Here is a 24,449-nt window from a genome sequence, read left to right as displayed (position 1 = left end):
CACGAAGGAAGCCATGCCTGGACCACAACGACCGATTGCCGTGCTGCTGATGGCCATGGGCGGTCCCGACCGCTTGGAGAACGTCGAGCCCTACCTGAAGGATGTGCGGGGTGGTCGCCCTACGCCGCCGGAATTGGTCGAAGAGATCAAGGAGCGGTACCGCGCAACCGGCGGCAAATCGCCGGTGTTGGGGATTACCCGCGAAGTGGCGAGAAAGCTCGAGCAGCGACTCAACGGTCCCGGTGGCGAACGGTATCGGTGTTATGTCGGGTTACGTCACTGGCATCCGTTTATCAAGGAAGCCTACTCGGAATTGCTGGATGACTTTCCGGAGCGGGTGATCGGTCTCTGCATGGCGCCCCAGTATTCCTCGCTGAGCATCGGGGCCTACATGAACAAGGTCGAGGAAGCTCGCGCCGAATTGGCGAATGAGACGCCGATCAGTTTCGTGACGAGTTGGCATCGGCATCCCCTGCTGGTGGCGGCGATTACCGACAACATCCAGCAGTCTCTGCAAAAGTTTCCCGCCGACGTCAGGGCCAAGGTGCCGGTGCTATTCACCGCGCACAGCCTACCGGAGCGAATCGTGGCCATGAAGGATCCGTATCCCGACGAGGTCAAAGCGACGGCCGCTTCAGTGTGCGAACGATTGGGCACCCAACCGACCAGATTCGCGTTTCAGAGCCAAGGGCGTTCCGGCGAAAAGTGGCTGGGGCCAACGGTGGAGGATACCTTGGCGGAATTGGAGCGGGAAGGCCATCGGCACGTTCTGGTTGCGCCGATCGGCTTCATTTGCGATCACGTCGAAACCCTCTTCGACATCGACATCGAGTTGAAGCGATTGGCGCAGACCAAGGGCATGCAGCTCGAGCGGATCCCCATGTTGAACGCCGCCCCGGCGTTGATCGATATTTTGATGGCGGTGTTGGAACAGCACGAGGCGTCTCTCGTGGCCGGCTCAACGGCGAACTCATGAGCCGCGGCCGTCCGATCCGGTGCGGCCAGCGCACGACCGGTCCCGCGCGCTGACCCTCGGCAGTGGGTGGCTAAATTCCCGTGGCGCGTACTCCCAAGTCAGTTGTCATTATCGGCGGCGGTATCTCCGGGCTCTCGACCGCCTTCTCCTTGGTGGAACAGGCTCAATCCGCCGATTTTCCCGTTACCTGCATGGTACTGGAAGCCTCCCCGGCCTGGGGTGGGAAGATTGTGACCCATCGGGTCGGGCAACTGGTGATGGAGGCAGGGCCGGACTCCTTCCTGTCTCAAAAACCATGGGCGCTGGATCTGTGCCGTCGCGTCGGTCTCACCGATCAACTCATCAATACGAATCCCACTCCGAAGAAGGCCAGTGTCCTCTGTGACGGCCGGCTCCATGAATTGCCGGAAGGGTTGGTTACGTTCACCCCGACGCAATTGGGGCCGCTGTTCCGCAGCGGGCTGCTTTCTTGGATCGACTTGGCCCGCATGGGGTGTGATGTGCTGATCCCGCCAAAGCGATCCGGTGAGGACGAATCGCTGGCCGGGTTCTTTCGTCGCCGATTCGGGCAGCGTGCGACCGAGCGTGTGATGGAGCCGCTGATGGCTGGCATCTACGCCGGCGATGCCGAGCACATGAGTCTCCGGGCGACGTTTCCCAAATTCTATGAACTGGAGCAAACGCACGGCAGCGTGATTCGTGGGATGATGGCGGCGAGGCGAGCCCGCGCGCAACAACGTCCGTCCGGTAATGCGCCGCGCACAATGTTCGTCACCTTGCGGAACGGGTTGAGTGACCTTGTGACGGTCGTGGCTGGGCACCTCGTCAAGGCCGGCGCCGTACTCAAGGCGGGCGTGCAGGCAGAATCCATGCGGGTGCGATCGCATAAGCCCGGGCGTTGGACGTACGATATTCTCTGCACCGATGGGACGACCTTGGCTGCCGAGGCCGTGGTGTTGGCGACACCTGCCTACATCAGCGCCGACCTGGTGCGTCCCTTGAGTCCGGTCGCGGCGGGCGTCATGGATTCCATCCCCTATGCTTCGACGGCGACAATTTCGCTGGTGTATCGGGCGGCGGAAGTCGGTAATCGGCTTGAGGGGTTTGGTTTCATCGTGCCGCGGGCGGAAGGGCGGAATCTGATCGCGGCTACCTGGACCTCACAGAAATGGCCCTATCGCGCCTCCGACCAGGATGTTTCGGTGCGCTGCTATCTCGGCGGTGTGGGGCGCGAAGCGATTCTGGATCACGACGATCAGCATCTGGTGCATTGCGTGCGATCTGAACTGGCCTCGATCGTGGACCTTCATGCGGAGCCCCACTATGTGGAGGTCAACCGCTGGCATCGGGCCATGCCGCAGTATACGATCGGACATCTCGACCGATTGGCCCAATTGGACGACGCCCTGTCGCGTTTCGGTGGATTGCTGATCACCGGGGCGGGCTATCGCGGGGTTGGCATCCCCGATTGCATCCGCGATGGGACAGACATCGCGACGAAAGCCCTGCGATATCTACAGTCCGCTCAACCGTAATTCCCGGGACACAACCCGGCGCATTGAAGAGAGGCATGAGGCTATGGACGACGAACTCAGAATCACCGACGTGAGCGGGCCCTTTCGGGAACCGCGTGAGCCGGTGCTGTCCTATGACTATTCCATTCACCGGACGATTTGGCCCACCCCCCATGCCGTGAGGGTGAAGGTGTCCGTCGCCGATGAATTGGATCGCATGAAGCAAGCGTTGATGGGGAACGTGACGGGATCGCCCGGCCAACAACTGATGCTGACCAAGCTCTTGTCCCGCAAGATTGGCGATGAGAAACTTCGCATTGCGGAGGCGGAAGGCATGTTGAAAGAGCGTCGCGATGTGCTGCTCGCTCCCTTCACCGGACCGCTGGCCCATCTTTTCCCTCGACTTGAAGCCTGGGTCCAGGCCGAGCAAGTCAACCTGCGAGAAGAAATCAAGCGCACGATCGGCCTCTCCGTTTAAGCCGGTTCGGTTCCGTACCTCACGATCCCCTGCGTTGGAGCGGCATTTCGTGTCGCACTCCTGTGGAAAAGATTGTGGATAGTGTACAGGTTTTCCGCCGGCTGCGGGACCGGCCGGCTCTGTCGAGAGTCTGCCTCATAATGAGCTCTTGTGTCGAACTGGTACAAGACCACAAGGATTGGTAGAAGATGGAAACCCTTAGGGAAACCTGATAGATCCGGTTTTGACCTGGGGATAATTGGTTCGACTTGGCGCGGGTTTCAGGGCGAATGGCACGACTGGGAAACAGACTGGTTTCCCATACCGCATTCGGGATCAGCCGTTCCCGATAGAAGTCTGCTAGAAGATTCTCCGGTAGTGCTTCGAGTGAACGCCGGACTCGTCCGCAAATCCCAAAGAGCCGGTGTCGGGATTGCTCGTGTCGTTCAAGTCGATACGGTAGTGCCCAAGTACCTGCTCCATGGCTTCCTCGAAAGGAATGGCTTGGGGATAGAGGTCACCCGGCGCATGCGCTCCCCGTGCAAGGGTTCGCACCGACTCCGGCTGCGCATACTTGCTCTCTGAAAAAATGTAAATTTCTCCTACGGCATGGTTGCCGAGTTTGTGCCCCGGGCTCGTTGGCGGCAGCAGATCGTCGAGGGATTGGGCAAGTCTCGCGTTCTTGAACCGCTTGAGCAGGCTGACGACCTGACTCGTGGTGGCCTGTGGGGGCACGACCACGCTGACCGCGTTCAGGTCGGGAAGGCTCGCCTGCACTTTGAACATCACCGGGGCCGCTTCTGGATCTTCCATGGTTACTTGGGAAATTTCCGGTCCCATGGCTTGTTTCTGCTTGCCGCTCGGAACGGCCAGGTTGATCAGCACCCACATAATGATGATGACACCGAACACCACCGCCACCGGGTGCATGCCCGCGCGTTTTCCTTCTTCGTAGGGGCCCTGGTCGTCGCTCATATCGGTGATCCCGTGCTGTCTGCAGATGACGGCCCCTTCGATGGGGGCACGGCGCCGGCGGCCAGCGCCCGCTTCGCCTCCGTCCAATAGGCTTCCATTTGATCCAGGGTCAAGTCCGCCATCGTGCGGCCGCTGAGCGCCGCCTGGCTTTCGATGTATTGAAACCGGTCGGTGAAACGGTTCGTCGCTTGGCGCAGCGTATCTTCCGGATTGACTTTCAAATGCCGTGCGAGATTCACGATCGAAAACAAGAGATCGCCCAACTCCGCCTCGACCTCAGGCGTCGGTGGAGCCGGCGCCGGCTGCGCTGCCACCGCCTCCTGCAATTCGCCCAATTCCTCCGTGACCTTGCCGAACACGCCGGCAAGGCCCTGAGGGCTATCCGGCCAGTCGAAACCGACCCTTGCAGCGCGGGCTTGGACCTGATAGGCCCGCAACAGGGCAGGGAGAGCCTTGGGAACGTCCTGAAGCATCGAGTCGGGCTTGCCGGCATTCTTACGCTCGGCTCGTTTGATTTCTTCCCACCGGTGCACCACCTGATCGGAATTCAAGGACTGGTCGTCGCCTTTTTCGCCGAATACGTGGGGATGGCGGCGGACCAGCTTGTCTCCCAACACGCGCAGGACGTCTTCGATCGTGAAGGAGCCAGCTTCCGCGCCGATTTGGCTGTGAAAGAGGACCTGAAGGAGCACGTCGCCCAGCTCTTCCTTCAGCTTCGGGAGATCGCCTTGGTCGATCGTCTCCAATACCTCGTAGGTCTCCTCGAGTAGGTATGGCTTGAGTGACTCATGGGTCTGCTTACGGTCCCAGGGGCACCCTCCCGGAGCGCGGAGCCGAGCCATGATGGAGACCACGTTGTCGAAATCATCTGACATACGGAGGATCCTTTCGTGGCGCCACTCTAACCGACTTGAGCCCTGCCTTCAACGGGGGTGCTGTCTTGAACCCCAGGGGGGGCTATGATAGGGTACGCGCCTGCGAGCCGCTCAGGCCGCGCGGTTCGAGCGTTGGGGGGGATTCCATGGCAGAAGAACAGGACCAGGGGTTCGTCATCCGGGATCGCCGAGGACGGACCGAGGAGCCGGCCAAACCGGCGACGGCACCGACGCCGCCGAAGAGTCAGGAGCAGAGCCACCAGGCTGGTGACCACGTGGCCATGGGCGCTCAGCTCCCGGTCAATTTTGCCTCGTTCGTCATTTCGATGGGGAGCTCGGCGCTCATGCTCATGGGTGAGCAACTCGATCCCCAGCAGCCAGCCCTCCCGCTCAACCTGCCGCAAGCCAAGGAAATCATAGATTTGCTCTCCATGCTGGAAGACAAGACTCGGGGGAATCTGACCCCCGATGAGCAGGTCGTGATGAAGGACATGCTCTACGCCCTGCGGATGAAGTTTGTCAGCCTGACCTCTGGTACGTCACCGTTGCACCAGCCATAGTGTGTTCCCTGGAGAGGCCGTCGAGCGGCAATTCGGACGGGTCATTTCTCCTGCCCGACCCATCGCGTGCCTGTTACAGGATAGTCTCGCCCCCACGCACGGGGATGAGTCTTTTTTGAGACTCCCGCCGGAATTCGATATAGTGTCAACGGGGTAGAACCGGAGGAGCGAACGCCTCATGGCCGAACGCGGAGAGATACAGCGGATGGTCCCTCCTGGCGTGATCGCGGACGCGCCGGCACCGGCGACACCGTCGATCGTCGACAGCGAGCACCGGAAGCGTCATGTGCGGCCGGTCTGGATCGTCTTGATCCTCCTGCTCCCCTGTCTGGCGCTGACCGTCTACTATGCCCAAACAGCGATTCCCATCGGAGAGGAATCGGACTCTTTCCTGCCCAGTACCGGGTACGCCTTCGTCCTGCTGCTGGTCAATCTCGACCTCATCGGCTTCGTCGTCCTCACGCTGCTGCTTTCCAGAAACCTCATCAAAGCCTATTTCGAACGCCGCCATCGCATGGTGGGATCCGGGTTCCGGGCCAAGCTGGTTGCGGCTTTCATCGGGTTCTCGCTGATTCCAACGGTATTGTTGGCGTTGGTGGCCAGCGGGTTGGTCAACAAAGCCGTCGATGTGTGGTTCAACGATCAGATCGAGCACGTGATGAAGGATTCCTACGAGGTGGCGCGCATGCACCATGCCGGGCATGTGACGCTGGCGATCAATAGCGCCAGGGCCATCAGCCACGAGATCTTCCGCGAGGAATTGTTGCTCCCCGAGCAGCGCGACCTATTGGTGGCCGCCATCGCCAGGAAGCGAGCCGAATACGGAACGGCGGGAATCGAAGTCTTCTCCGCCAAAATGGAAACACTCACGAAGTCGCATGATCCGGAAGTGCCGGTTGCAGTACTGGATCTGCCGATCGGGCAGCTCGTCTTGCAGGTCATCAATGGGAAACAGGAACTGACCTCGGTGCAGGAAGCCCAGACCGGGCGGTTGGTGCGGGCGGGCGTGCCGATTGCCTCGAGTGTGAGACGCGGAGAAATCGACGGAGTGGTCGTCGTCGATGCCTACGTGCCGGAGTCATTGCTGGGCAAGATGGAGAGCATCGGACGGCAATATTCAGAATATAAGCAGATGAAGGCGATGAAGAATCCCATCAAGGCTGGCGCCTATCTCCTCGTGGCCGTGATCACGGTGATGATTCTGTTCAGCGCTACCTGGTTTGGGTTCTACGTGGCGCGCGGCATTACGGTGCCGATTCAGCGGTTGGCCGAGGCGACGGAAGCGATCGCGCAGGGCGACCTGTCGGTCCGCATCGAGGCGAAGGCCACGGACGAGATCGGCACGCTGGTCGAATCGTTCAACCGCATGACTGCGGACCTGCAGGGGAGCAAGGGCAAGCTGGAAGAGGCCAACGTCTCGCTGCGCCAGTCCAACCTCGAGTTGGATCGTCGCCGTGCGTACATCGAAACCGTCGTCGATACGATCGCGGCCGGCTTGCTCTCGATCGATCGGCAGGGGATCATCACAACGTTCAATCCCTCGGCAGAGCGAATTCTCGGCCTCTGGGCGGACCGGTTCCGTGGGCGGTCCGCGAACGAGGTCTTCAAGGAATACAAGCTCGATCTCTTCCAATCGGTCTACGACCGCATGCTGGCTGACCAGCGGGACAACATCGCCTTGGAGGGGCAGCTCGACTTACAGGGGCGTTTCTTGACCATCGGGGTGCATTGTTCGCGCATGCGGGACGAATCGAACAAGGACCTGGGGTTCGTGCTCATTTTTGAGGACCTGTCCGAACTCATCAAAGCGCAGAAGGCCGCCGCCTGGCGGGAGGTGGCCCAGCGGATTGCGCATGAAATCAAGAACCCGCTCACGCCCATCCAGTTGTCGGCCCAGCGACTCCGAAAGAAATTCCAGGATAAGGCGCCGGACTTCGACCGGATCTGCGATGAGTCGACCCAGGTCATCGTCAACGAAGTCGCGAGTCTCAAGCAGATGCTCGACGAGTTTTCCAAGTTCGCGCGGATGCCCGCGCCCCACATGACGATGAATTCGTTCGACGAGGTAGTCAGGGAAGTCGTCGCGCTTTACCAGAGCGCCCATCGCGAGGTCGAATGCGTCGTGGACCTGGACCAGGATCTGCCTCCGTTCAATTTCGATCGGGAGCAAATCAAACGGGTCTTGGTCAACCTCTGCGACAACGGCATCCATGCCATGAACCACAAAGGGCATTTGTGGATCCGGAGCCGCTACGATATGAAGCGCCGGCGCGCGGTGGTGACTATCGCCGACGAGGGAACCGGCATTGCGCCTGAGGATCAAGAAAAACTGTTCGTGCCGTATTTCTCGCGCAAGAAGACGGGCACCGGCCTTGGTTTGGCCATCGTGCGGCGCATCATCACGGATCACGACGGGCAGATCCAGGCGGGCAATAATCAGCCGAAAGGTGCCCAATTCACGTTCGAATTGCCGGTGTAGTTGAGAGTTCGATGTGGCGATTTCGTGCGGTGATCGCCCCGATTCACCGGATCAGGTGTTTTCAGCAGTCACTAGATCGTCAGATCCTACGTTGTACTTGGAGAGGATATGTCTGCATCGATTTTGATCGTCGACGATGAAGTTTCGATTCTCAACTCCTTGAGCAGCATTCTCGAGGATGAGGGTTATGACATTACGGTGGCCAAGAGCGGCGTCGAAGCCCTGCGCCTCTGTACCTCCGATCCGCCGGACCTTATGATGCTGGACATTTGGATGCCGGAAATGGACGGTCTTGAAACCCTGCGTCGGGTGCGAGAGCTCGCGCCGTATACCCAGGTCATGATGATGTCCGGGCACGGCTCGATCGAGACTGCCGTGAAGGCCATCAAGCTCGGCGCCTACGACTACATCGAAAAGCCGCTCTCGCTCGAGAACGTGACCCTGCGGGTTAAGCATGCGCTGGAGCAGCACCGGTTGGAGCAGGAAAATCGCACGCTGCGCACGAAGGTGCAGGGGAAGTTCGAGCTTGTCGGGCAGGCGCCGGTGATGCAACAGCTTCGTCAGCTGATCGAAACGGCCGGACCGACCAACAGCCGCGTCTTGATCGGTGGAGAGAACGGAACCGGCAAGGAATTGGTGGCTCGGGCGATACACCAACACAGCGCACGGGCCAGCCGGCCCTTCGTGGCCGTCAACTGCGCGGCGATTCCTGAAACCTTGATCGAGAGCGAACTCTTTGGCCATGAGAAGGGGGCGTTCAGCGGCGCTACCACCATGAAGCGCGGCCAGTTCGAGCAGGCTGACGGAGGCACGCTGTTTCTCGACGAAATCGGCGATATGAGCCTCAACACGCAAGCCAAGGTGCTTCGTGCTCTGCAGGAACAGCAGTTCACTCGGGTGGGGGGGACGAAGCTTATCAAGGTCGACGTGCGTGTGCTTGCGGCGTCGAATAAGGATTTATTGAAGGAAATCGAGAAGGGGGCCTTTCGCGAGGACCTGTTTTATCGGCTCAACGTCGTACCGATCATCGTCCCGCCGCTGCGTGACCGTAAAGACGACATTCCGCTCCTCGTGAAGCATTTTCTCCACCTGCATGCCGAGGAACAGGGGCTGAAGCTCAAACAGGTGTCGCCGGAGGCCATGGAGGTCTTCACCCACTATGAATGGCCGGGCAACATCCGAGAGTTGCGCAACCTGATCGAGCGGCTGATGATCATGGTTCCTGGGCCGGTGATCGAGTCGGGGCACGCTTCGCTGGCGTTGCAAGTGAGGCCGAACCTGCCGGCCGCTCAACCGGCGGCTGGGGCTGCACCGGTGAGCAATTTGCTCAGCAAGCCATACGATTCCTTGCGCGATGCCCGGAATGCCTTCGAGAAGGAGTTCATTGCCCGCAAGTTGCGAGAGCACCATTGGAACATCTCGCGCACGGCGGAAGATCTCAAGATCGAGCGCAGCCATTTGCATCGGAAGATTAAGTTGCTCGATGTCGAAATGCGCCCCGAGAGCTGATCGGGCTGCGGAAACAGCACCCAACGGCGTTCTCGGCTTGAATCGATCCTCAACGTACCCCCGAGGGTACGCCTCGCTGTTCGAAGAACCTGCCGACTCACCGCCTCGCCGGCGTGCGCAACCGTGATGCTCGTTATCCCTCGCATCGCGCACCCTGCGGCCTTGTTGGATGAGCTGTTTGAGCAGCCCGAAAAGCGTCGTGCGTAGCTCTATGCCCTTTTTCATCGAGATGCTTCACAAGCCGCGCGTCGCCGCGTCTCCCGGCATCGGTGGGTCGTAGTTGACCAAGCCTCCATTGCATCGCTAAGATGCGCCCTTCCTATGACGACCTATCGCGATGCCGGGGTCGATATCGACGCCGGCGATGAATTTGTTGAACGTATTAAGCCCCACGTCCGGGCGACCTTTCGTCCGGAGGTGATGACCGACCTGGGTGGGTTCGGCGGATTATTCCGGTTTCAGGCCAGCCGCTACCAAGATCCGGTGCTCGTGTCCGGCACCGACGGGGTCGGCACCAAGCTCAAGATCGCTTTTTTATCGGACAAGCACGATACGGTCGGCATCGACCTCGTGGCGATGTGTGTCAACGACATCGCGGTCAGCGGGGCCGAGCCGCTGTTCTTCCTCGACTATTTCGCTACGGGCAAGTTGTCGCTCAAGACTGCGGAGGCGGTGGTGCGCGGTATCGCCGACGGTTGTCGCCAGGCAGGCTGCGCCTTGATCGGCGGCGAGACGGCGGAGATGCCTTCGTTTTATGCCGAAGGGGAGTATGACCTGGCTGGGTTCGCGGTCGGAGTCGTCGACAGACCGAAGATGATCGATGGCCGGACCATCGTTCCGGGCGACGCGGTGATCGGTCTGGCTTCCACGGGCGTGCATAGCAACGGCTTTTCGCTGGTGCGCAAGGTGTTGCTGGAAGGGAGCGGGCTTAAGGTCCTCCAGGTGGTCCCCGAATTGGGCCGTCCCCTCGGTGAAGTACTTCTGGCGCCGACGCGGATCTATGCCAAGCAAGTCTTGGCCTTGGCCCAGGCGTTTCCACTCAAAGGCATTGCCCACATCACCGGCGGCGGTATTACCGAGAATCTTCCCCGCGTGTTTCCTGCTCACTGTGGCGCGCGCGTCCGTCGCGGTTCCTGGCCCGTGCTACCGATTTTTCAGTCGATCCAAGAGAGGGGCAGGGTGGCGGTCGATGAGATGTACCGTGTGTTCAACATGGGCATCGGACTCATTCTGGTGACCGCGCCCGAGTATGCAGACTCCGTGATCGCCAAGGCGACCGAAATGGGTGACAAGGCGTATCGAATCGGTGAAATCGTGAGCCAGGCGTCGGAAGAGGGGACGGTTGAGTATGTCGGGTGAGGCGCCGCGAAAAGTAAAAATCGGCGTACTGGTTTCCGGACGCGGCTCGAACCTTCAGGCCATCATCGACGCCATCGAGGCCGGCAGACTTTCCGCCACGATCGCCGTCGTGGTGAGCAACAAGAAGGACGCGGGTGGGCTCGAGCGGGCGCGCAAGCATGGTCTCACCGACGTCTTTCTCGATCCTAAGCCGTTTGCGGGCCAGCAGGACAGCCGCGAGGCGTACGACCGGGCAGTGCTCGACGTACTGCGCAAGCACGAGGTGGAACTTGTGTTGCTAGCCGGATACATGAAGATCGTGACCGGCGTGCTGGTCAATGCCTACGCCAACCGGATGATGAATATACATCCCTCGCTGCTGCCGTCGTTTCCCGGCCTCGACGTGCAGAAGAAAGCCATCGAGCATGGATGCAAGATCGCCGGTTGCACCGTGCATTTCGTCACCGAGGGCGTCGATGAGGGCCCGATCATCATTCAGGCGGCCGTGCCGATTGTCGAAGGCGACGGACCGGAAGCGTTGGCTGCCAGGATTCTCGAACAAGAACATCAGATCTATCCGCGGGCGGTTCAGCTCTATGCGGAAGGGCGGTTGCGGGTTGAGGGGAGGCGAGTCGTCGTGAGTCGGCCCGGCGCGCCGCCCGCGGGGTTCATCAGCCCGGCCTGATTCGCAAGTTCGTGTAGAGAGTCGAAAGACTCTCGTGTATAATGCAGCCTGGATTGAGGGACGAACGTCAGGCTTTCTCCCCGTCTCCTCCGCAGCATCAGACGATCCGCGCATTGTCGCGCGGAACAACCCTGCGGTTCGGTTTTCGACGTTCGTCCCAACTTTCCGGCAGGCAAGCTCCCATCTTCAACAGAGTGGGGCGGTGACCTTGAGGACGACGAATCGGTGAGGGTGGGGTCCCAACCTCCATCGCTCGGTAAACAGTGCCCATCCAGGCATCGGTGTGGGGGGCTAGCTCAGTTGGGAGAGCACTACGTTCGCAACGTAGGGGTCGGGGGTTCGACTCCCCTGCCCTCCACCAAACCTCGCTTCTTCGAGACCCCACGCTTCCAATAGGCGAGGGGTTATCTAATACCTCCAGTGAAATGTAATCCCTTTTCGGTTTGAGCCGGCGGCTCGTGAGGCAAAGCCTTTTGAGATTGCTGCGGCAGCTTGATGCTTCCCGACAATCTGCCCGCGCAGTTTCTTTCGTACGATACAGAAGTGGTCGAGGGATTCTGCTTTCACGCATGAAGAAGGCACGGGGGAGGAATTCCTGCGGGACCGGGCTGGGATTGGCGATCGTGAAGGGGATCGTCGTGCCTACGAGGGCACGGTCTCAGTCGAGACGCAGGTCGGAGGGGCTCCGATTCGGCCTTGTGGCTTCCGGCGCTTTCAGCGGAGCTCGGCTGAGGGGGGAGGGTGCTTGCGCGCCTATCGCTTGTAGACGACTTCCACCCTCGCGAGAAAATCCTTCAACTCAGCGCATTGCTGCGTAATGGTAGTCTGGTCTCCGGTCAAAGCGGCCTGTTCCAACCGTCCGCCGATCTCGCTGATGCGGTCGAAGCCGTATCCACCGCCGTCACCCTTCATGCGGTGTCCCAGCAGTCGAACGGTCTGCCAATCCAGCTTTTTCAGACAGCCATCCAATGTCGCCATATCACGCTGCCGGTTTTGCAGAAAGACCGGCACGATATCTTCAAGGTCGGGGTCGATCTGCACGACGATCTTTGACTCCTGGTTGACTGACTTGCCTGGCGTCATGAGGGACGCGTCCTTTCAAAGGCCGACAACAGTTCCAACAGCGTCGTTTTCTTGAGCGGCTTCGTCATGTGCGCGTTGCAGCCGGCTTCGACGATTTTGACCCCTTCCTCCTTGAGCGCGAGCGCCGTCAGCGCCACAATTTGGACCGGGGGAAGGCCCTCCTGCCGCTCCCACTGGCGGATCGTGCGAGTCGCGGTCAGGCCGTCCATGACCGGCATCTGCATGTCCATAAGAATCAGGTCGTAGTGGCCGTGTTGGAACTTCTCCACCGCGATCTTGCCGTTGTCCGCGATGTCGAGGCGGTGCGGCGATTGTTTGAGGTATGACTGAATGAGCAATTGGTTGTCCGAGGAGTCCTCGACCAGGAGGATCCGGAGAGCCCGTCCCGACGGGGCTGGAGGCTGCGTCTTCGCTTCGGTTGCGGCGGCCAAGGCGCTCTTGCTGCGGCCCAACGCGATACCGATTGTTTGATACAGATCGGAGCGCTTGATGGGTTTCACGAGATAGCCACCGAGCCCCAAGTCGTAGGTACGGGCGATATCGTCGGCCCAGCGGTCGGAGGCAAGCATGATGATCGTAATGTCGCGCAGCGCCGGATTGGCTCGAACCTGCTGCGTGACTTCGAACCCGTCCAGGCCTGGCATGCGGCAGTCGAGGAGCATGAGGTTGAAAGGCTTACCGGCCTGCTGGGCCTCCTCGAGCACGGCCAATCCCTGTTCACCGCAGTCGGCCTCGGTGACAACCGCGCCCCAGCCGTACAGGATCTCGCGCAGGATCAAGCGATTGGTCGGGTAGTCGTCCACGACCAAACAGCGGATCCCCTTCAGGTTCAGGAGCACCGGTGTCTTGGAGCGAGGCATTTCTTTCTGGATGCCGAGTCGTACTTGGCAGTGAAACGTGCTGCCTTGCCCCACGGCGCTTTCCACCCAGATGCGCCCGCCCATCAGTTCGGCCAGGTGCTTCGAAATCGAGAGGCCGAGCCCCGTGCCGCCGTATTGGCGGGCGATGGCGCTATTGGCCTGTGTAAAGCTGTCGAAGATGGCTTCCAGTTTGTCCGGAGGAATGCCGATCCCGGTGTCCGTCACGGAAAAGCGGATCGCCCCCGGCTCCTTGAGATCGGGATCATTTACGATCTTCATGACGACCGCGCCTTGCTCGGTGAACTTGATGGCGTTGCCGATCAGATTGACGAGAATTTGATGGAGCCGGTTCGGGTCGCCGAACAGGTGGCAGGGCACGTCCGTCGCCAGATGGCAGGCCAGTTCGAGGCCCTTCTCATTCGCGCGAAGCGCGAGGATTTCGCTGGTCTTATCGATGAGTTCGCTGAGGTCGAAGTCGATCAGCTCGAGATCCAAATGACCCGACTCCACCTTCGAGAGGTCGAGAATGTCATTGATGAGGCTGAGCAGACTGCTGCCGGCGCGCCTGAAGATCCGAAGGTACTTGCGTTGCTCCGGCGTGAGTTCCGTTTCCCACAACAGGTCCGCCATGCCGATGATGGCGTTCATCGGGGTGCGGATCTCGTGGCTCATGCTGGCGAGGAACTCGCTCTTCGCGCGGTTGGCGATTTCGGCGGTATCTTTCGCTCGTTGCAATTCCTCCACGCGCCGTTCGAGCTCGGTCGAGACCTGTTCCAGCGCGCGTTCGGCCTTTCGGCGGGCTGTCGTTTCGCGGCGGAGGTCGGAAGAGGTCGGCACGCTGGTGCGGGAGGGTGCTTTTCGAGACAGCGGTCGAGGAGAGGGCTTTCGTGAGGGCTGCTTGGCCATGCCGTGCCGGGTCAATCCTTCGGCTGGTTATGAACCAAGGTGAGTACACCGGCTTGCTTGGCCCGATTGCGTCCCTCTTGCTTGGCCTGATACAGGGCCTGATCCGCGCTGCGGATCAGATCGGTCGATGCCGCGACGCGGCTGGGGACGGTGGTAGCGAACCCCAAGCTGATGGTGACTTGCTGGCCGTCCGGATGCTTGATGGCGGCTTCGAGGACTTTTCGGCGCAGGGAGTCGGCCACTTGGGCTGCGCCTTCGACGGTGGTGCCGGGGAGGACGATCACAAACTCGTCGCCACCGTAGCGGGCGACCATGTCGCCGGGGCGGTTGACATTGCCGGAGATGATCTGCGCGACTTGCCGCAAGCACTCGTCCCCTGCCTGATGACCGTGACTGTCGTTGAAGGTCTTGAAGTGGTCGATGTCGAGCATGATCAGCGAGAGAGGCGTCGATTCACGAGCCGCTCGGCGCCATTCCTGATCGAGGAAATCGTCGAACTGCCGTCGGTTGGTGATGCCGGTGAGGCCATCCAGACAGGACAGCCGCAAGAGCATCTGGTTGGCCTCCTGCAACTGGCGCATCACTTCCAGCAATTCCTGTTCGCGCGCCCGGCGGCGTTCAATTTCGTGGACCAGTCGGAGGACGCAGCGGACGCGGGTGAGGAGTTCGATTTTGCTGATGGGCTTGGCCACATAGTCGATCGCACCGGCGGCAAACGCCAGCTGGAGATCGACGGGGTCGGTCTTGATCGTGACCATGATGATCGGGGTGTCGCGGTAGCGGTCGGTGGCCTTGATTTGGCGGCAGGCTTCGATGCCGCTCGTGGACGGCATGAAGATGTCCATCAAGATCAAATCGATACGACCGGCCGTATGCTTGCCGCCGTCGAGCCCCAAGTGACGGAAGGCCGCGGCGGCCGACTCGGCGACGAAGGTGTCTTCGTAGCCGGCGTTACTCAGAATAGATTGGATCAGCAGACGATCGTCCGCCGAATCATCGACGATCAGAATACCCATGGGATGGTAACTCCGTGAGGCCGTGACCCAGGGAAAATGCTAGCAGCTAGTCTTTGTAAACACCAGGATAAAGCTTTTTTATGCAGGGCGTGCAGAGGCCGTGGCTGAACTCCGCTTCGGAGTGTTGTTGGATGTATTCCTCCAACTGTTGCCAGAATCCCTGATCGTTACGGATCTTCTTGCAGGACGCGCAGATCGGGACCAATCCCTTGAGGACTTTCACTTCCCGCAGGGCCTGTTGCAGTTCGGCATTGCTCCGTCGGAGCTCCTGCTCACGGAGTTTGCGGCAGTCCATCTCCTTCTTCAGCATCAGCGCCGAATTGACACGCGCCAGCAGCTCGACGCTGTTGACCGGCTTCGTGATGAAGTCCATGGCACCTGCCGCGAAGGCAGCCTGCAGGTTGCCGAGGTCGGTTTTCGCGGTCACCACGATGACGGGAATGTCCCTGAGATGTTCGAAGCTCTTGATGTGCCTCGTGGCCGCGACGCCGTCGGTGACGGGCATCATGAAGTCCATCAGGACGAGATCGATCGGGTGGGTTTCGCCCTGGGGCGCATCGGTGCCTAACTTCGCGTAGGCGGCGGATGCGGAGTCCACCATTGCGAGATCCAGGTGTCCGGCCTTGGTAAGGATGGACTTCAACAGCAGCTGTTGGTCGTGAGAGTCGTCGACGATCAAAATGCTCATTGCGAGGAATCCTTCGGCGGCGGTCGCTATCTCGCGGTCGCGAGGCCGATGCCGAACGGCCGAACCGCGAATGATGTGAGTATAGCAGCGAGACGGCCGTTGAAAAGAAATTTCAACGCTTGGAGCAATGCGGCTGTCGATTCACTACGTAAGCGAACGTGGGCTGACGCGCGTGTTTACTTGCCGGCGAGGGCGGATTTGACGAGGTCGCTGACGAGCTTGCCGTCCACGGTTTGCCCGGCCAGGCGCGCCATGACGGCCTTCATGACGTGCCCCATGTCTTTCAGCGACGCGGCGCCGGTTTCGGCGATGACCGCCTTGACGATCGCGCCCACCTCATCGGTCGACACGGCTTTCGGGAGATAGGCTTCGATGATTGTGATCTCCTGACGTTCCTTTGTCGCGAGATCGGCCCGGTTACCCTTGTCGAATTGGTCGGCTGCCTCTCGCCGCTGTTTGATCAGGGTGGTCATGATGCGGCTCATCTCGGCATCGTCCAAATCCTTCTTGATCTCGACCTCCTTGTTCAGGACCGCCGCCTTGATCATCCGAATGACATCCATCCGGAGCTGGTCCTTCGACTTCATGGCGAGTTTCAGGTCTTCGGTCAATCGATCTCGTAACGACATGGCATCCTTTCCTCGATTACGTTGGAGACAGGATGGCAGAATAACCGGTCCGGCGGAGGCAGTCAACGCGGTGCGGGAGCAGGACGTTAGGGCCTGATGGGACGGACCGGCAGCGAGATCCTGATTCCGGTTGAGAGTCTCGGGTGGCTGCTCCATAATACGGCGCCGGCGCGTCCGTCGGCCCAAGAATCGACAGGGAGGATGCAGGATGATACGGACACAGTGGAGTTCGAACTGGAAAGCGGGAGCGGTCTGCGGGATTGTGGCTGCCGTCATGCTGACCGTCGGCTGTTCCAGCGATAAGCCCAAGCCGATGGCGCAACCATCGCCGGAGCAGGTGAAGGGGAACGCCGACCGTGCGTTCGACAAGTTAAAGCAGGAAGAGCGAGACCACAAACCGGCTGGGATGTAACGGCCCTCGCAGCCGACCTGCCCTGAGGCGGCCGTCCGTCAGCGGGGTGAACGGGAGGGCCAGCGCGCCATCAAAGGCTTGATGAGCGGGAGCTCTCTCACCAGTTCGCCCTGCGACATGGTCTCGATCTTGCGCGGTTCACCGAACCGCCCCAACATGCTGATCGCGATGGCGAGCCGCAGCAGCCCGGAAATGAAAAATACAAAGGGCAGGTTCGAGGCCGGCGTCAGGTCCCAGAAGGCAAACCGAAGCTGGGCAGGGACGATTGTGGCGAGCCAGCTGCCCGTCAAGGCGCCGAGTCCCCAGCCGATGGCGTTCATCGCATTGGCCAGTGCGACGCCCCTTGTGCGTTCTTCGGGGCGAAGCGAATCAAACACATAGTTCTGCAAACCGAGCGATAGTCCCGCCCACACGATCCCACCGAAGAAATTGACACCCAATAAATACGGGTACTGTCCGCTCACCAGGTAGGCCATCGGCAAGACCGGCACCGCAAAGGCGGTCACGCGTAGCAGGTTCTTGTTGCCGTATCGATCTCCGAATTGTCCCCAGGGTTTCAGCGTCGTGAACTGTCCGAGAATGCTCGCCGCCATCCACCCGGCATAGTGCAGGTAAGTCCAATGCAGGTCCCGCAGCAGGTAGATCACGAAAAAGGGGCCGGAGATCAGCACGGCCCAATGGACCAGCCCTGAAAAGAGCATGAAGCGGCGGAAATCCGGCGTGGCCTGGTGAAGTAGAAAATGCCGGAAGCCGTGAGGTGCGTCGATGCCGTGGCCGGCTGTCCGTGCGGCAACCAGCGCCTGGCAATGGGTCGCACCGAGCCGCGCCGAGGCCGCGCCGAGAAAGATCAGCACGAATCCCAGCCAGCTCACCCCCCAAGCCTGTCCCACGGTCAGAATCGTTCCCGCCGCGCCGAGCGCCAGAAAGCTGACGAGCGCGGTAATACGGGCCCGCTGGGCAAAGTAGGCTCCGCGGGTTTCCGTGTCGGTGAGCTCGATCAGCAGGCTATTCCACGCCGGTGCGGTCGCATGGCCGAAGGCAAAATACAGGACGGCGCACGCGATCAGTACCCAGGGGCCTCGCGATGGTATGAGAAGCGGCAACGCCAGGAGAGGAAGCCAACAGAGGGCTTGCCCCCAGCCTCCGAACACGACCAGGCGCTCCGGCTTTCGAAGGTATTGGAGCAACTTGACCGAGGAAAGCTGCGACACTATCCCGACGAGCTGCGGTAGGGCAGAGAGGATGCCGATTTGAAACGGAGAGGCGTGCAACAGCAGGGCGAAGGCCGAAAAATAATTCTCTCCTCCGCCTTGGGCAGCTGCTTGGAAGGCGGCATCGCGAAGGCCTTGTTCACGTTGCGAGGTCTTGGTGCCGGAGTATGGCGATTCTGTCGGGGGCTCGGAGTCGGTCTGTAAATCTGTTGCAGGCAGAGAGGGCGCGGCGTTCATGCAGCTCAGAAGAATATCCTGAAAAAGCCTCCCGGAGCGGCAGCTTCGGGAATATCTGGGATTATATCAAAGAGACCCCCCCTTGCCTCGTTCTTCCGGCGTTTCCGCCGACGAGTTGAACCCTTCCGGACAAGTCGGTACGATGATCGTATGCTATCAACACGTTCCGGTTACCGATTGGGTCGCCAGTGCCGGTGTCGGCTCGCCGGCGCATGGGGCATCTGCTTAATGGCTGCCTTGGCATGGATAGGCCCACAGTCGGCGGAGGCGCGTGATCTCCTCGCGCCCAAGGAGCAGGCGACGACGGAATTCGAGCCGACGGAAGCTCCCTCCATGGACCTCCAGCAGAAGGGCATTCCCCAATCGCTCTTCACCTGGATCAAGATGGCTCGAGGCTATGACGTTGAATGGGATACGTTCGGACGCAAAGGGTGGTTTACACAGGACCCGCGGCTCAAGCCGGTCGAGCCTGGCGCCAGCTTATTTCCAGCAGACGCGCCTGCAGTCTTCATCGTATTTGAAGTGGCGCCGCTCGAGGATCCGGCTCAGTTCGCGGCCCAAGTGTTTCCGATAGCACCGGACGGCAAAGTCGGTACCTCCCCGTTGGTGTGGGATTCGCTCGAAGTGCCGGGCCACGAGCGGTATGGATTCTTGGAGCTGAAGCGACCGGGCGAAGCGTGGCCGGTCGGCTCTTATTTGGTGAAGATTTATATTACCTCGCTGGGGCAGCAGCCCTTCCACGCAGTCAACCAGGTCGGCACCATGCGATTCTCCGTCGGTGATCAGCCGGCCCCTTCCTCGCCCCCTTCCGACGCCACGCCCCGTTGAAAAGAGCCGGGTCCCTGGTCTAACGTGCCTCATGGGCGACGTTCGGTCGCCGATGGTGCGTAGACGCGGGGAGTAACCGTTATGAAGGAAACGGATGCAGAAAAGCTGGCGTTGCTCTACGAACGATTTCGGGACGTTTGTCTGGTCGAAAAAGAAGTGTGGACGGAGATCTACATGCCGCGAACGTTCAAGGACGGGACCGCGGTGCGGACAAATATTCAGGATCGTTATGACGTGGTGATCGACGACCCAAAGGTGGAAGAGGCGCTGGACGCGAACATTCCACTGGGGAAGGCGGCGCTGGGCGCGGCCATCCAAGAATATCAAGGGCACATTAGTTTCGTGAAGAAGACTTGAGTGGAGGGGGTGCGACTCTCGGTCGCACCCTGTAGCGCCTAGTCGCTGACTGCGGAAGGGGTCTTGTCGAGGCTGGGTCAATTCTTCGTGAGGTAGTGTTCGACATCCTTCACGATTTCAGAAGCCAGAGGCTTGGTTCCGTGGTGGTACCGGGCTACGACGTTTCCCGACCGATCCACGAGATACTTCTGAAAGTTCCATTCCACCTCGCCGGGGAATGGGCTCTGTTCCGTGAGATAGCGATAGAGCGGGTGCTTGTCGGCGCCCTTCACGCTGATCTTGCTGAAAAGGGAAAACCCCACGCTGTATTTTGTAAGGCAGAAGCCCTTGATCTCCTCGTTCGTCCCCGGTTCCTGCTGCCCGAAGTTGTTGGCCGGAAACGCGAGAATTTCGAGCCCGCGAGCCTTGTAGGTTTCGTACATCTTTTCAAGGTCCGCATACTGCGGCGTATTCCCGCAGAAGCTGGCGGTGTTCACCAGCATCACGACCTTCCCTTTATATTGGCTGAGCGAGACGGGCTTGCCGTCGATATCGTTCAGCGTGAAGTCATAAATGCTTCCCGCCTTCGCTGCCATCAGCATCGCTCCTTCTTCCGCTGCGCCGGCACGCTCCGTAGCCACGAGCAGACCGAGCCCGACTCCAATGATCAAGCCCCCGAGCAGCATCTTCCAGGTGCAAGTCGAATCTCTGGTCACCATTGGCCTCCTGCTCAATTGGTGGATCGCCGGGACCCCCGATTCGGTTTCCGGCTCCGCACTGGAACCGGGATACCGGGGGGAGACACCAGCTTACCGAAAGCGGTCATCAACCCCTGCCAGATCGACCGTAGGTCCAGTCGAGACAGGCCAATCCTCACACCCTTACTGATGCCTCGGACTGTCGCCATGATCGAGCCGGTGAACATGCGGACCCTCCTTGAATGGTGTAGTCGTTATGAAAGCCGCTGCAATGCTGCGACCCGTTCTTCGATGGGGGGATGGGTCGCAAAGAGATGCATGAATCCTGACGTGTTGCCCGAAATCTTCATCGTCGCCAGCGCGTCCTGGGTGCTGTACTCGAACTGAGCCCGGTTCACCCAACGATCGATGGCTTGAAGGGCGCCGATCATCGAGTCTTTCCCGTACACCTTGGCAGCGAAGGCGTCGGCGGCATATTCGCGGCGTCGCGAATGCCAGCTTACAACCAACATCGCCAGGACAGACAGGATCACCTGCAGCACGATGTACACGACGAACGCCAGGATCGGATTGCCGCCTTGCCCTTCTTCGCGATTCTCCCCTTGGGGTTGTCCGATCATGGAGTAGACGAAGTTGCTGATATAGTGCACGAACGTGTTCATTAAGCCGGCCAATACCGTCGTCGTGAACATGTCGCCGTTGTAGACATGGCCCATCTCGTGCGCGAGAACCGATTTCACCTCATTTTCTCGCAGGTTCGCAAGTAAGCCAGTCGACACCGCCACCATCGAATTGTTCTTGCTCGGTCCGGTCGCAAAGGCGTTAGGGTCCGGCGATTCATAGACCCAAACCTCCGGCATGTTGATGTGCAGCCGCTGGGCGATCTCTTGCACCGAACCGAAGATCACCTGCTCCGCCTGAGTGCGTGGCTGGGTGATTTGCTGGCAGTCCAACATGGCGCGGGCCATCTGCTTGGAAAAGAGCAGACTGATGAACGCACCGCCGAAGCCGATGACCAACGACCAAACCAGGAGTTCCTGGCTGAAGGCCCCACGCACATCGATACCGAAGGCCGGCAGCACGACGTTGATCAGCACCCGAACGGTGATCGAAAGCGTCAGATAAATGAGGAAGTTCGCAATGAGAAACAGCCCGATACCCTTCAACCACTTCATCTGTGTCCTCCTTCATCGCCCACCGCCCCTTCTACATGACTATACGGGACCGGACGGGCACTGGATGTCATTATACCGGACGCGCAGGCGGTTTTCAGAGCCGGGGGACCGGCCTGGCTGTACCTACCTCAGATAATGCCTCCTGCTGAGGCAGTCAAGGCGCCTGTGGTCCTGCAGATTCTACCAGGAGTCAAGCTCGTGGGGGGGCTGTGGATAAGGGCGGCTGGTTGGTTGACCGACCCGGTTCCATCTGTTAGAAGACTTGGCCATGAGTAGGCCGTTGGCCATAGGGATGGGCGCGTTCCTCATGCTTTTGCCCGGAATATCGGGCATCCAGGTAGGTCGGGCGGCCGATCAACCGCCGCAGGTTCCCCCCTTGGCCGTTCCACTCGACCAGCGGGACATGGTGCAGCGGGCCACCATCATCCTCGATAGCTATTCATATACCCCCAGCCACCTCATTGTACAGGCCGGGAAGCCGGTCGAACTGGTTCTCACCAGCATCACCTCGATCACCCCGCACAACTTCATTTTGAAGGATGAGTCAGCCGGGCTGTCTATTGAACGCGACGTCGGCGCCGGCAAGACCGTGACGGTGCAGTTCACACCGACCAAGCCTGGCACGTACGCCTTCTATTGCGACAAGAAGCTGTTATTCCTTCCAAGCCACCGGGAAAAGGGCATGGAAGGCAAACTTGAAGTCAGATAAGCAGGTCCAGCCACGAGTACTCCCCCGTCCAAGCACGAACTGCTGCACGTCATTCTCAAGCAGGTCTCTCGCTCTTTTTACTTGACCCTGAATGTCCTGCCGTCGGATGTCCGTGACGAAATGGGCTTGGCCTATCTGTTCGCACGCGCGGCAGACACCATTGCCGACGCCGACTTAATCGGGCGGGACCAACGCCTGCGCTACCTCACCATGTTTCGTGCCCAGTTTGCGGCTGATGAGGTTCAGCTGCAGGATGTGCAGGCAATCCAGGCGGGTCTTTTGCCGCACCAGACCGATTCAGCCGAGCGTGTTCTGCTCCAGCGCTTGCCGGAATGTCTGGCGATGTATCGGCAGTTCGATCGCGGAGACCGTGAGCGTATCCGCTGGTTGATGGAGGTACTCCCGAACGGAATGGAAATGGATCTGACCAGGTTTCCAGGCTCCTCGGCGAAGGATCTCACAGCCTTGGAACGCCCGGAGGAGCTGGATCGCTACACCTATTACGTTGCGGGTTGCGTGGGCGAGTTCTGGACCCGTATGGTCTGCGCGCATCGCCGGGCGATGGCGCATTGGGATGTCGACCGGATGTCCGCGATTGGCGTACGGTTCGGGAAAGGGCTGCAACTGACCAATATCGTGAAGGACCTTGCCCGTGACCTTCACAACGGCCGTTGTTATGTGCCGACGCAATGGCTGGACGAAGTCGGCCTCAAACCGGTGGATCTGCTCAGACCGGAAAGCCTGCCGACCTTTCGCCCGATCCTCCTGCGCATGATTAAGCAGGCGGTCGAACACTTGGATCAGGGCTGGATGTATGCGATGGCGTTGCCGAGGCTCGAGATCCGGCAGCGATTGGCCTGTATGTGGCCCATCCTACTGGCCGGTGAAACGCTCAAACGTGTCGCTGCAGCCCCCGATTTGCTCGATCCTGCCGTCAACGTCAAGGCTCCGCGCTCGGTCGTCTATCGAGTCATGGCCCTTACCACATTCACCGGTGCCTGTGGCTACGTCGGTACCGCCTACTGGGGCCGTCTCAGAAAGCAAATTTGCTAATCAGCACGAGTGATTGTTGAAGGTGCATCTTAAGCTCCAGACGTTCTTTGGGACAGGTAACATGCCGGATCTGCGGATAGTAGCGCGGGAGTACCGGGAGAATATTGCAAAAAAGTCGTTTGAGGAATTGGTGTTGCTTCCCCCCAAGGGGGCCAAGAATCGATCATTCGCGATGGGTACGATCTTTCAGTGACGGTTTGGCATGACTTGCTCGATTCCGGAGAACATAGAATTGTTGTCCAAGTCGGAAAGCCTGGGATGCTTGCGTCATGGCGATTCGAAGCGGATGGTTTCGTGATTGTGAGTTTGACCGGGCGACGATCATTGACAGATGAGGAACTTTCCCCGTTTCGCCAGTTCACCGTTGCAATGCTGAACCCGCAAAGTCCCCCTCCTGCGGCCTTCCACGGGGGCGCTTGGCTGATCCCTACTGCGCGTTCAACGAGGGCCTTGCGAGGTCGCGCGTTGCGCGAGCACAGGGATCTGCCGGGTGCCCCCGACTACTTCTTTTGCGGCTCCAGCAGCTTGTCGCCTTTGCGGTAGACCGCATAGATCGCTTGCGAAGGGCAAGCGTCAAGACACAGCCGGCAGCTTTCCAGGCAACGGGACGGATCGAACTTGTAAGGCGGCGTCGAGAGCCAGGCGCTCGTCGGGCAAACCGGCATGCAGATAGCTTGGTGGGTGCACCGGTCAGGATGGCGCACCAGGTGATCGCGAACGAGCATCATAGGCTTCACTCCTTCGAAGAGACCTTGCGAGAAGATCTCGAACATATTCTTTTTGGGCAGACTGCTCACTTCCACTCCTTGACCAGATCCTTGAGCCGGTCTTTCAATTCGGGGATCTGTTCCAGGTTATTTTGGATCGCACCGAGAATCTTTTCGAGCCGGGCGGACCGCATCGCGTCCTTGTCTTTCTGAACCAACCGATCGTATTCCTCATACCACGCCGGTTGCCGGGGTTGCAGCTGCGGCCGAGCCGCTTGTAGGGCCTCTCCTAACTCGAACGGTTCGGTTGCCGGCGGCGGCGCGATCAGAAGCGTCCCGTCCGTAAAGATCAGGGCCGCAGAGCCGGCCTTGCCTTTCAGCGGCGCGACCGCTTCTACGGTTTTGCCGCGCAACTCCTCCCATCCCTGCAGGAGGTTGGGGAAGGCTTTCATGAAGGCCACCTTCTCCATATTCGCCTTCCATTTTTCATCGGCGGGCATGACAACCTCTGATGGCACGGTCGGGGGCGGTGC

At 60.0% G+C, this 24,449-nt stretch carries 25 protein-coding genes and 1 tRNA gene; 14 read left to right on the top strand and 12 right to left on the bottom strand.

The annotated features are described in order from the left end of the window. Positions 1-13: 13 nt before the first annotated feature. The 3 genes from hemH (at position 14) to KF814_05845 (ending at position 2,968) form a co-directional block, all read left to right on the top strand. The gene (gene hemH, locus KF814_05855) at positions 14-976 is read left to right on the top strand and encodes a ferrochelatase (protein ID MBX3235656.1); all 963 of its coding nucleotides are present in this window, start codon (positions 14-16) and stop codon (positions 974-976) included. An 80-nt stretch (positions 977-1,056) separates the two neighbouring features. Beyond that, positions 1,057-2,511, top strand: coding sequence for a protoporphyrinogen oxidase (hemG, locus tag KF814_05850; GenBank protein MBX3235655.1), 1,455 nt, complete (start codon positions 1,057-1,059; stop codon positions 2,509-2,511). Between the two features lie 43 nt (positions 2,512-2,554). Continuing rightward, positions 2,555-2,968, top strand: a complete 414-nt coding sequence (locus KF814_05845) for a hypothetical protein (protein MBX3235654.1) — start codon at positions 2,555-2,557, stop codon at positions 2,966-2,968. A 339-nt stretch (positions 2,969-3,307) separates the two neighbouring features. Here KF814_05845 and KF814_05840 read toward each other — a convergent pair whose 3' ends face one another. Both KF814_05840 and mazG read right to left on the bottom strand, forming a co-directional pair. Then, positions 3,308-3,922 carry a hypothetical protein gene (locus tag KF814_05840; GenBank protein MBX3235653.1) on the bottom strand — a complete coding sequence of 205 codons (615 nt, stop codon included), beginning with the start codon at positions 3,920-3,922 and terminating at the stop codon, positions 3,308-3,310. After that, positions 3,919-4,797, bottom strand: a complete 879-nt coding sequence (gene mazG / locus KF814_05835) for a nucleoside triphosphate pyrophosphohydrolase (GenBank protein MBX3235652.1) — start codon at positions 4,795-4,797, stop codon at positions 3,919-3,921. The genes KF814_05840 and mazG overlap by 4 nt, the downstream gene beginning before the upstream one ends. Positions 4,798-4,943: 146 nt before the next feature. Between mazG and KF814_05830 the strand changes: the two genes are divergently transcribed. The 6 genes from KF814_05830 to KF814_05805 all read left to right on the top strand — a co-directional run bounded on the left by KF814_05830 (position 4,944) and on the right by KF814_05805 (position 11,729). Further along, a complete protein-coding gene (locus KF814_05830; protein MBX3235651.1) occupies positions 4,944-5,357 on the top strand; it encodes a DUF1844 domain-containing protein in 414 nt (137 codons plus the stop codon). 178 nt (positions 5,358-5,535) lie between these two features. Then, positions 5,536-7,836: a HAMP domain-containing protein gene (locus KF814_05825; GenBank protein MBX3235650.1), complete on the top strand. Its 2,301-nt coding sequence runs from the start codon at positions 5,536-5,538 to the stop codon at positions 7,834-7,836. Between the two features lie 108 nt (positions 7,837-7,944). Further along, positions 7,945-9,345 (top strand): sigma-54-dependent Fis family transcriptional regulator, encoded by a 1,401-nt coding sequence (locus KF814_05820; GenBank protein MBX3235649.1) that lies wholly within the window; start codon positions 7,945-7,947, stop codon positions 9,343-9,345. A 321-nt stretch (positions 9,346-9,666) separates the two neighbouring features. After that, a complete protein-coding gene (gene purM, locus KF814_05815; GenBank protein MBX3235648.1) occupies positions 9,667-10,704 on the top strand; it encodes a phosphoribosylformylglycinamidine cyclo-ligase in 1,038 nt (345 codons plus the stop codon). Further along, positions 10,694-11,368, top strand: a complete 675-nt coding sequence (locus KF814_05810) for a phosphoribosylglycinamide formyltransferase (protein ID MBX3235647.1) — start codon at positions 10,694-10,696, stop codon at positions 11,366-11,368. Before purM ends, KF814_05810 begins: the two co-directional genes overlap by 11 nt. A 285-nt stretch (positions 11,369-11,653) precedes the next feature. Continuing rightward, a tRNA-Ala gene (locus KF814_05805) sits at positions 11,654-11,729 on the top strand. A gap of 392 nt (positions 11,730-12,121) precedes the next feature. Here KF814_05805 and KF814_05800 read toward each other — a convergent pair. The 5 genes from KF814_05800 to KF814_05780 form a co-directional block, all read right to left on the bottom strand. Continuing rightward, entirely contained in the window at positions 12,122-12,451 is a 330-nt protein-coding gene (locus KF814_05800) for an Hpt domain-containing protein (protein MBX3235646.1), read from the bottom strand. Next, on the bottom strand, positions 12,448-14,217 hold the full coding sequence (locus KF814_05795) for a response regulator (GenBank protein ID MBX3235645.1): 1,770 nt from the start codon (positions 14,215-14,217) through the stop codon (positions 12,448-12,450). The genes KF814_05800 and KF814_05795 overlap by 4 nt, the downstream gene beginning before the upstream one ends. An 11-nt stretch (positions 14,218-14,228) precedes the next feature. Further along, positions 14,229-15,233, bottom strand: coding sequence for a diguanylate cyclase (locus tag KF814_05790; GenBank protein ID MBX3235644.1), 1,005 nt, complete (start codon positions 15,231-15,233; stop codon positions 14,229-14,231). A 46-nt stretch (positions 15,234-15,279) separates the two neighbouring features. Further along, complete coding sequence (locus KF814_05785) at positions 15,280-15,921, bottom strand: response regulator (protein MBX3235643.1); 642 nt, start codon at positions 15,919-15,921, stop codon at positions 15,280-15,282. Between the two features lie 176 nt (positions 15,922-16,097). Further along, positions 16,098-16,550 (bottom strand): GatB/YqeY domain-containing protein, encoded by a 453-nt coding sequence (locus KF814_05780; protein MBX3235642.1) that lies wholly within the window; start codon positions 16,548-16,550, stop codon positions 16,098-16,100. A 208-nt stretch (positions 16,551-16,758) separates the two neighbouring features. Between KF814_05780 and KF814_05775 the strand changes: the two genes are divergently transcribed. Further along, positions 16,759-16,962, top strand: coding sequence for a hypothetical protein (locus KF814_05775; protein MBX3235641.1), 204 nt, complete (start codon positions 16,759-16,761; stop codon positions 16,960-16,962). Between the two features lie 38 nt (positions 16,963-17,000). Here KF814_05775 and KF814_05770 read toward each other — a convergent pair whose 3' ends face one another. Further along, the gene (locus tag KF814_05770) at positions 17,001-18,410 is read right to left on the bottom strand and encodes an MFS transporter (protein ID MBX3235640.1); all 1,410 of its coding nucleotides are present in this window, start codon (positions 18,408-18,410) and stop codon (positions 17,001-17,003) included. 150 nt (positions 18,411-18,560) lie between these two features. Between KF814_05770 and KF814_05765 the strand changes: the two genes are divergently transcribed. Together KF814_05765 and KF814_05760 are read left to right on the top strand one after the other, a co-directional pair. Further along, the gene (locus tag KF814_05765) at positions 18,561-19,238 is read left to right on the top strand and encodes a hypothetical protein (protein MBX3235639.1); all 678 of its coding nucleotides are present in this window, start codon (positions 18,561-18,563) and stop codon (positions 19,236-19,238) included. A gap of 81 nt (positions 19,239-19,319) precedes the next feature. After that, entirely contained in the window at positions 19,320-19,595 is a 276-nt protein-coding gene (locus KF814_05760) for a hypothetical protein (protein MBX3235638.1), read from the top strand. A 77-nt stretch (positions 19,596-19,672) separates the two neighbouring features. Here KF814_05760 and KF814_05755 read toward each other — a convergent pair whose 3' ends face one another. After that, on the bottom strand, positions 19,673-20,170 hold the full coding sequence (locus KF814_05755; protein MBX3235637.1) for a glutathione peroxidase: 498 nt from the start codon (positions 20,168-20,170) through the stop codon (positions 19,673-19,675). Between the two features lie 356 nt (positions 20,171-20,526). Beyond that, complete coding sequence (gene htpX, locus KF814_05750; protein MBX3235636.1) at positions 20,527-21,447, bottom strand: protease HtpX; 921 nt, start codon at positions 21,445-21,447, stop codon at positions 20,527-20,529. A 268-nt stretch (positions 21,448-21,715) separates the two neighbouring features. Between htpX and KF814_05745 the strand changes: the two genes are divergently transcribed. Further along, a complete protein-coding gene (locus KF814_05745; protein ID MBX3235635.1) occupies positions 21,716-22,156 on the top strand; it encodes a cupredoxin domain-containing protein in 441 nt (146 codons plus the stop codon). A gap of 51 nt (positions 22,157-22,207) precedes the next feature. Further along, positions 22,208-23,209: a squalene/phytoene synthase family protein gene (locus KF814_05740; GenBank protein MBX3235634.1), complete on the top strand. Its 1,002-nt coding sequence runs from the start codon at positions 22,208-22,210 to the stop codon at positions 23,207-23,209. A 500-nt stretch (positions 23,210-23,709) separates the two neighbouring features. Here KF814_05740 and KF814_05735 read toward each other — a convergent pair whose 3' ends face one another. Continuing rightward, positions 23,710-23,937, bottom strand: a complete 228-nt coding sequence (locus KF814_05735) for a hypothetical protein (protein MBX3235633.1) — start codon at positions 23,935-23,937, stop codon at positions 23,710-23,712. Positions 23,938-24,002: 65 nt separating this feature from the next. Beyond that, positions 24,003-24,416, bottom strand: a complete 414-nt coding sequence (locus KF814_05730; protein ID MBX3235632.1) for a hypothetical protein — start codon at positions 24,414-24,416, stop codon at positions 24,003-24,005. Between the last annotated feature and the right edge of the window lie 33 nt (positions 24,417-24,449).

Source organism: Nitrospiraceae bacterium (assembly GCA_019637075.1).
Classification (GTDB): domain Bacteria; phylum Nitrospirota; class Nitrospiria; order Nitrospirales; family Nitrospiraceae; genus JAHBWI01.
This window is presented reverse-complemented; position numbering and strand designations above follow the sequence as displayed.

Excerpts from the sequence above, each read along its gene's own strand:
- htpX (MBX3235636.1), bottom strand. The coding sequence starts at position 21,447 with ATGAAGTGGTTGAAGGGTATCGGGCTGTTTCTCATTGCGAACTTCCTC.
- KF814_05765 (MBX3235639.1), top strand. The coding sequence starts at position 18,561 with ATGCTATCAACACGTTCCGGTTACCGATTGGGTCGCCAGTGCCGGTGT.
- KF814_05810 (MBX3235647.1), top strand. The coding sequence starts at position 10,694 with ATGTCGGGTGAGGCGCCGCGAAAAGTAAAAATCGGCGTACTGGTTTCC.
- KF814_05845 (MBX3235654.1), top strand. The coding sequence starts at position 2,555 with ATGGACGACGAACTCAGAATCACCGACGTGAGCGGGCCCTTTCGGGAA.
- KF814_05755 (MBX3235637.1), bottom strand. The coding sequence starts at position 20,170 with ATGGCAGCGAAGGCGGGAAGCATTTATGACTTCACGCTGAACGATATC.
- KF814_05735 (MBX3235633.1), bottom strand. The coding sequence starts at position 23,937 with ATGATGCTCGTTCGCGATCACCTGGTGCGCCATCCTGACCGGTGCACC.
- KF814_05800 (MBX3235646.1), bottom strand. The coding sequence starts at position 12,451 with ATGACGCCAGGCAAGTCAGTCAACCAGGAGTCAAAGATCGTCGTGCAG.
- KF814_05795 (MBX3235645.1), bottom strand. The coding sequence starts at position 14,217 with ATGGCCAAGCAGCCCTCACGAAAGCCCTCTCCTCGACCGCTGTCTCGA.
- mazG (MBX3235652.1), bottom strand. The coding sequence starts at position 4,797 with ATGTCAGATGATTTCGACAACGTGGTCTCCATCATGGCTCGGCTCCGC.
- hemH (MBX3235656.1), top strand. The coding sequence starts at position 14 with ATGCCTGGACCACAACGACCGATTGCCGTGCTGCTGATGGCCATGGGC.
- KF814_05770 (MBX3235640.1), bottom strand. The coding sequence starts at position 18,410 with ATGAACGCCGCGCCCTCTCTGCCTGCAACAGATTTACAGACCGACTCC.
- KF814_05730 (MBX3235632.1), bottom strand. The coding sequence starts at position 24,416 with ATGCCCGCCGATGAAAAATGGAAGGCGAATATGGAGAAGGTGGCCTTC.
- KF814_05780 (MBX3235642.1), bottom strand. The coding sequence starts at position 16,550 with ATGTCGTTACGAGATCGATTGACCGAAGACCTGAAACTCGCCATGAAG.
- KF814_05830 (MBX3235651.1), top strand. The coding sequence starts at position 4,944 with ATGGCAGAAGAACAGGACCAGGGGTTCGTCATCCGGGATCGCCGAGGA.
- KF814_05825 (MBX3235650.1), top strand. The coding sequence starts at position 5,536 with ATGGCCGAACGCGGAGAGATACAGCGGATGGTCCCTCCTGGCGTGATC.
- purM (MBX3235648.1), top strand. The coding sequence starts at position 9,667 with ATGACGACCTATCGCGATGCCGGGGTCGATATCGACGCCGGCGATGAA.
- KF814_05785 (MBX3235643.1), bottom strand. The coding sequence starts at position 15,921 with ATGAGCATTTTGATCGTCGACGACTCTCACGACCAACAGCTGCTGTTG.
- KF814_05840 (MBX3235653.1), bottom strand. The coding sequence starts at position 3,922 with ATGAGCGACGACCAGGGCCCCTACGAAGAAGGAAAACGCGCGGGCATG.
- KF814_05775 (MBX3235641.1), top strand. The coding sequence starts at position 16,759 with ATGATACGGACACAGTGGAGTTCGAACTGGAAAGCGGGAGCGGTCTGC.
- KF814_05760 (MBX3235638.1), top strand. The coding sequence starts at position 19,320 with ATGAAGGAAACGGATGCAGAAAAGCTGGCGTTGCTCTACGAACGATTT.
- KF814_05820 (MBX3235649.1), top strand. The coding sequence starts at position 7,945 with ATGTCTGCATCGATTTTGATCGTCGACGATGAAGTTTCGATTCTCAAC.
- KF814_05790 (MBX3235644.1), bottom strand. The coding sequence starts at position 15,233 with ATGGGTATTCTGATCGTCGATGATTCGGCGGACGATCGTCTGCTGATC.
- KF814_05745 (MBX3235635.1), top strand. The coding sequence starts at position 21,716 with ATGAGTAGGCCGTTGGCCATAGGGATGGGCGCGTTCCTCATGCTTTTG.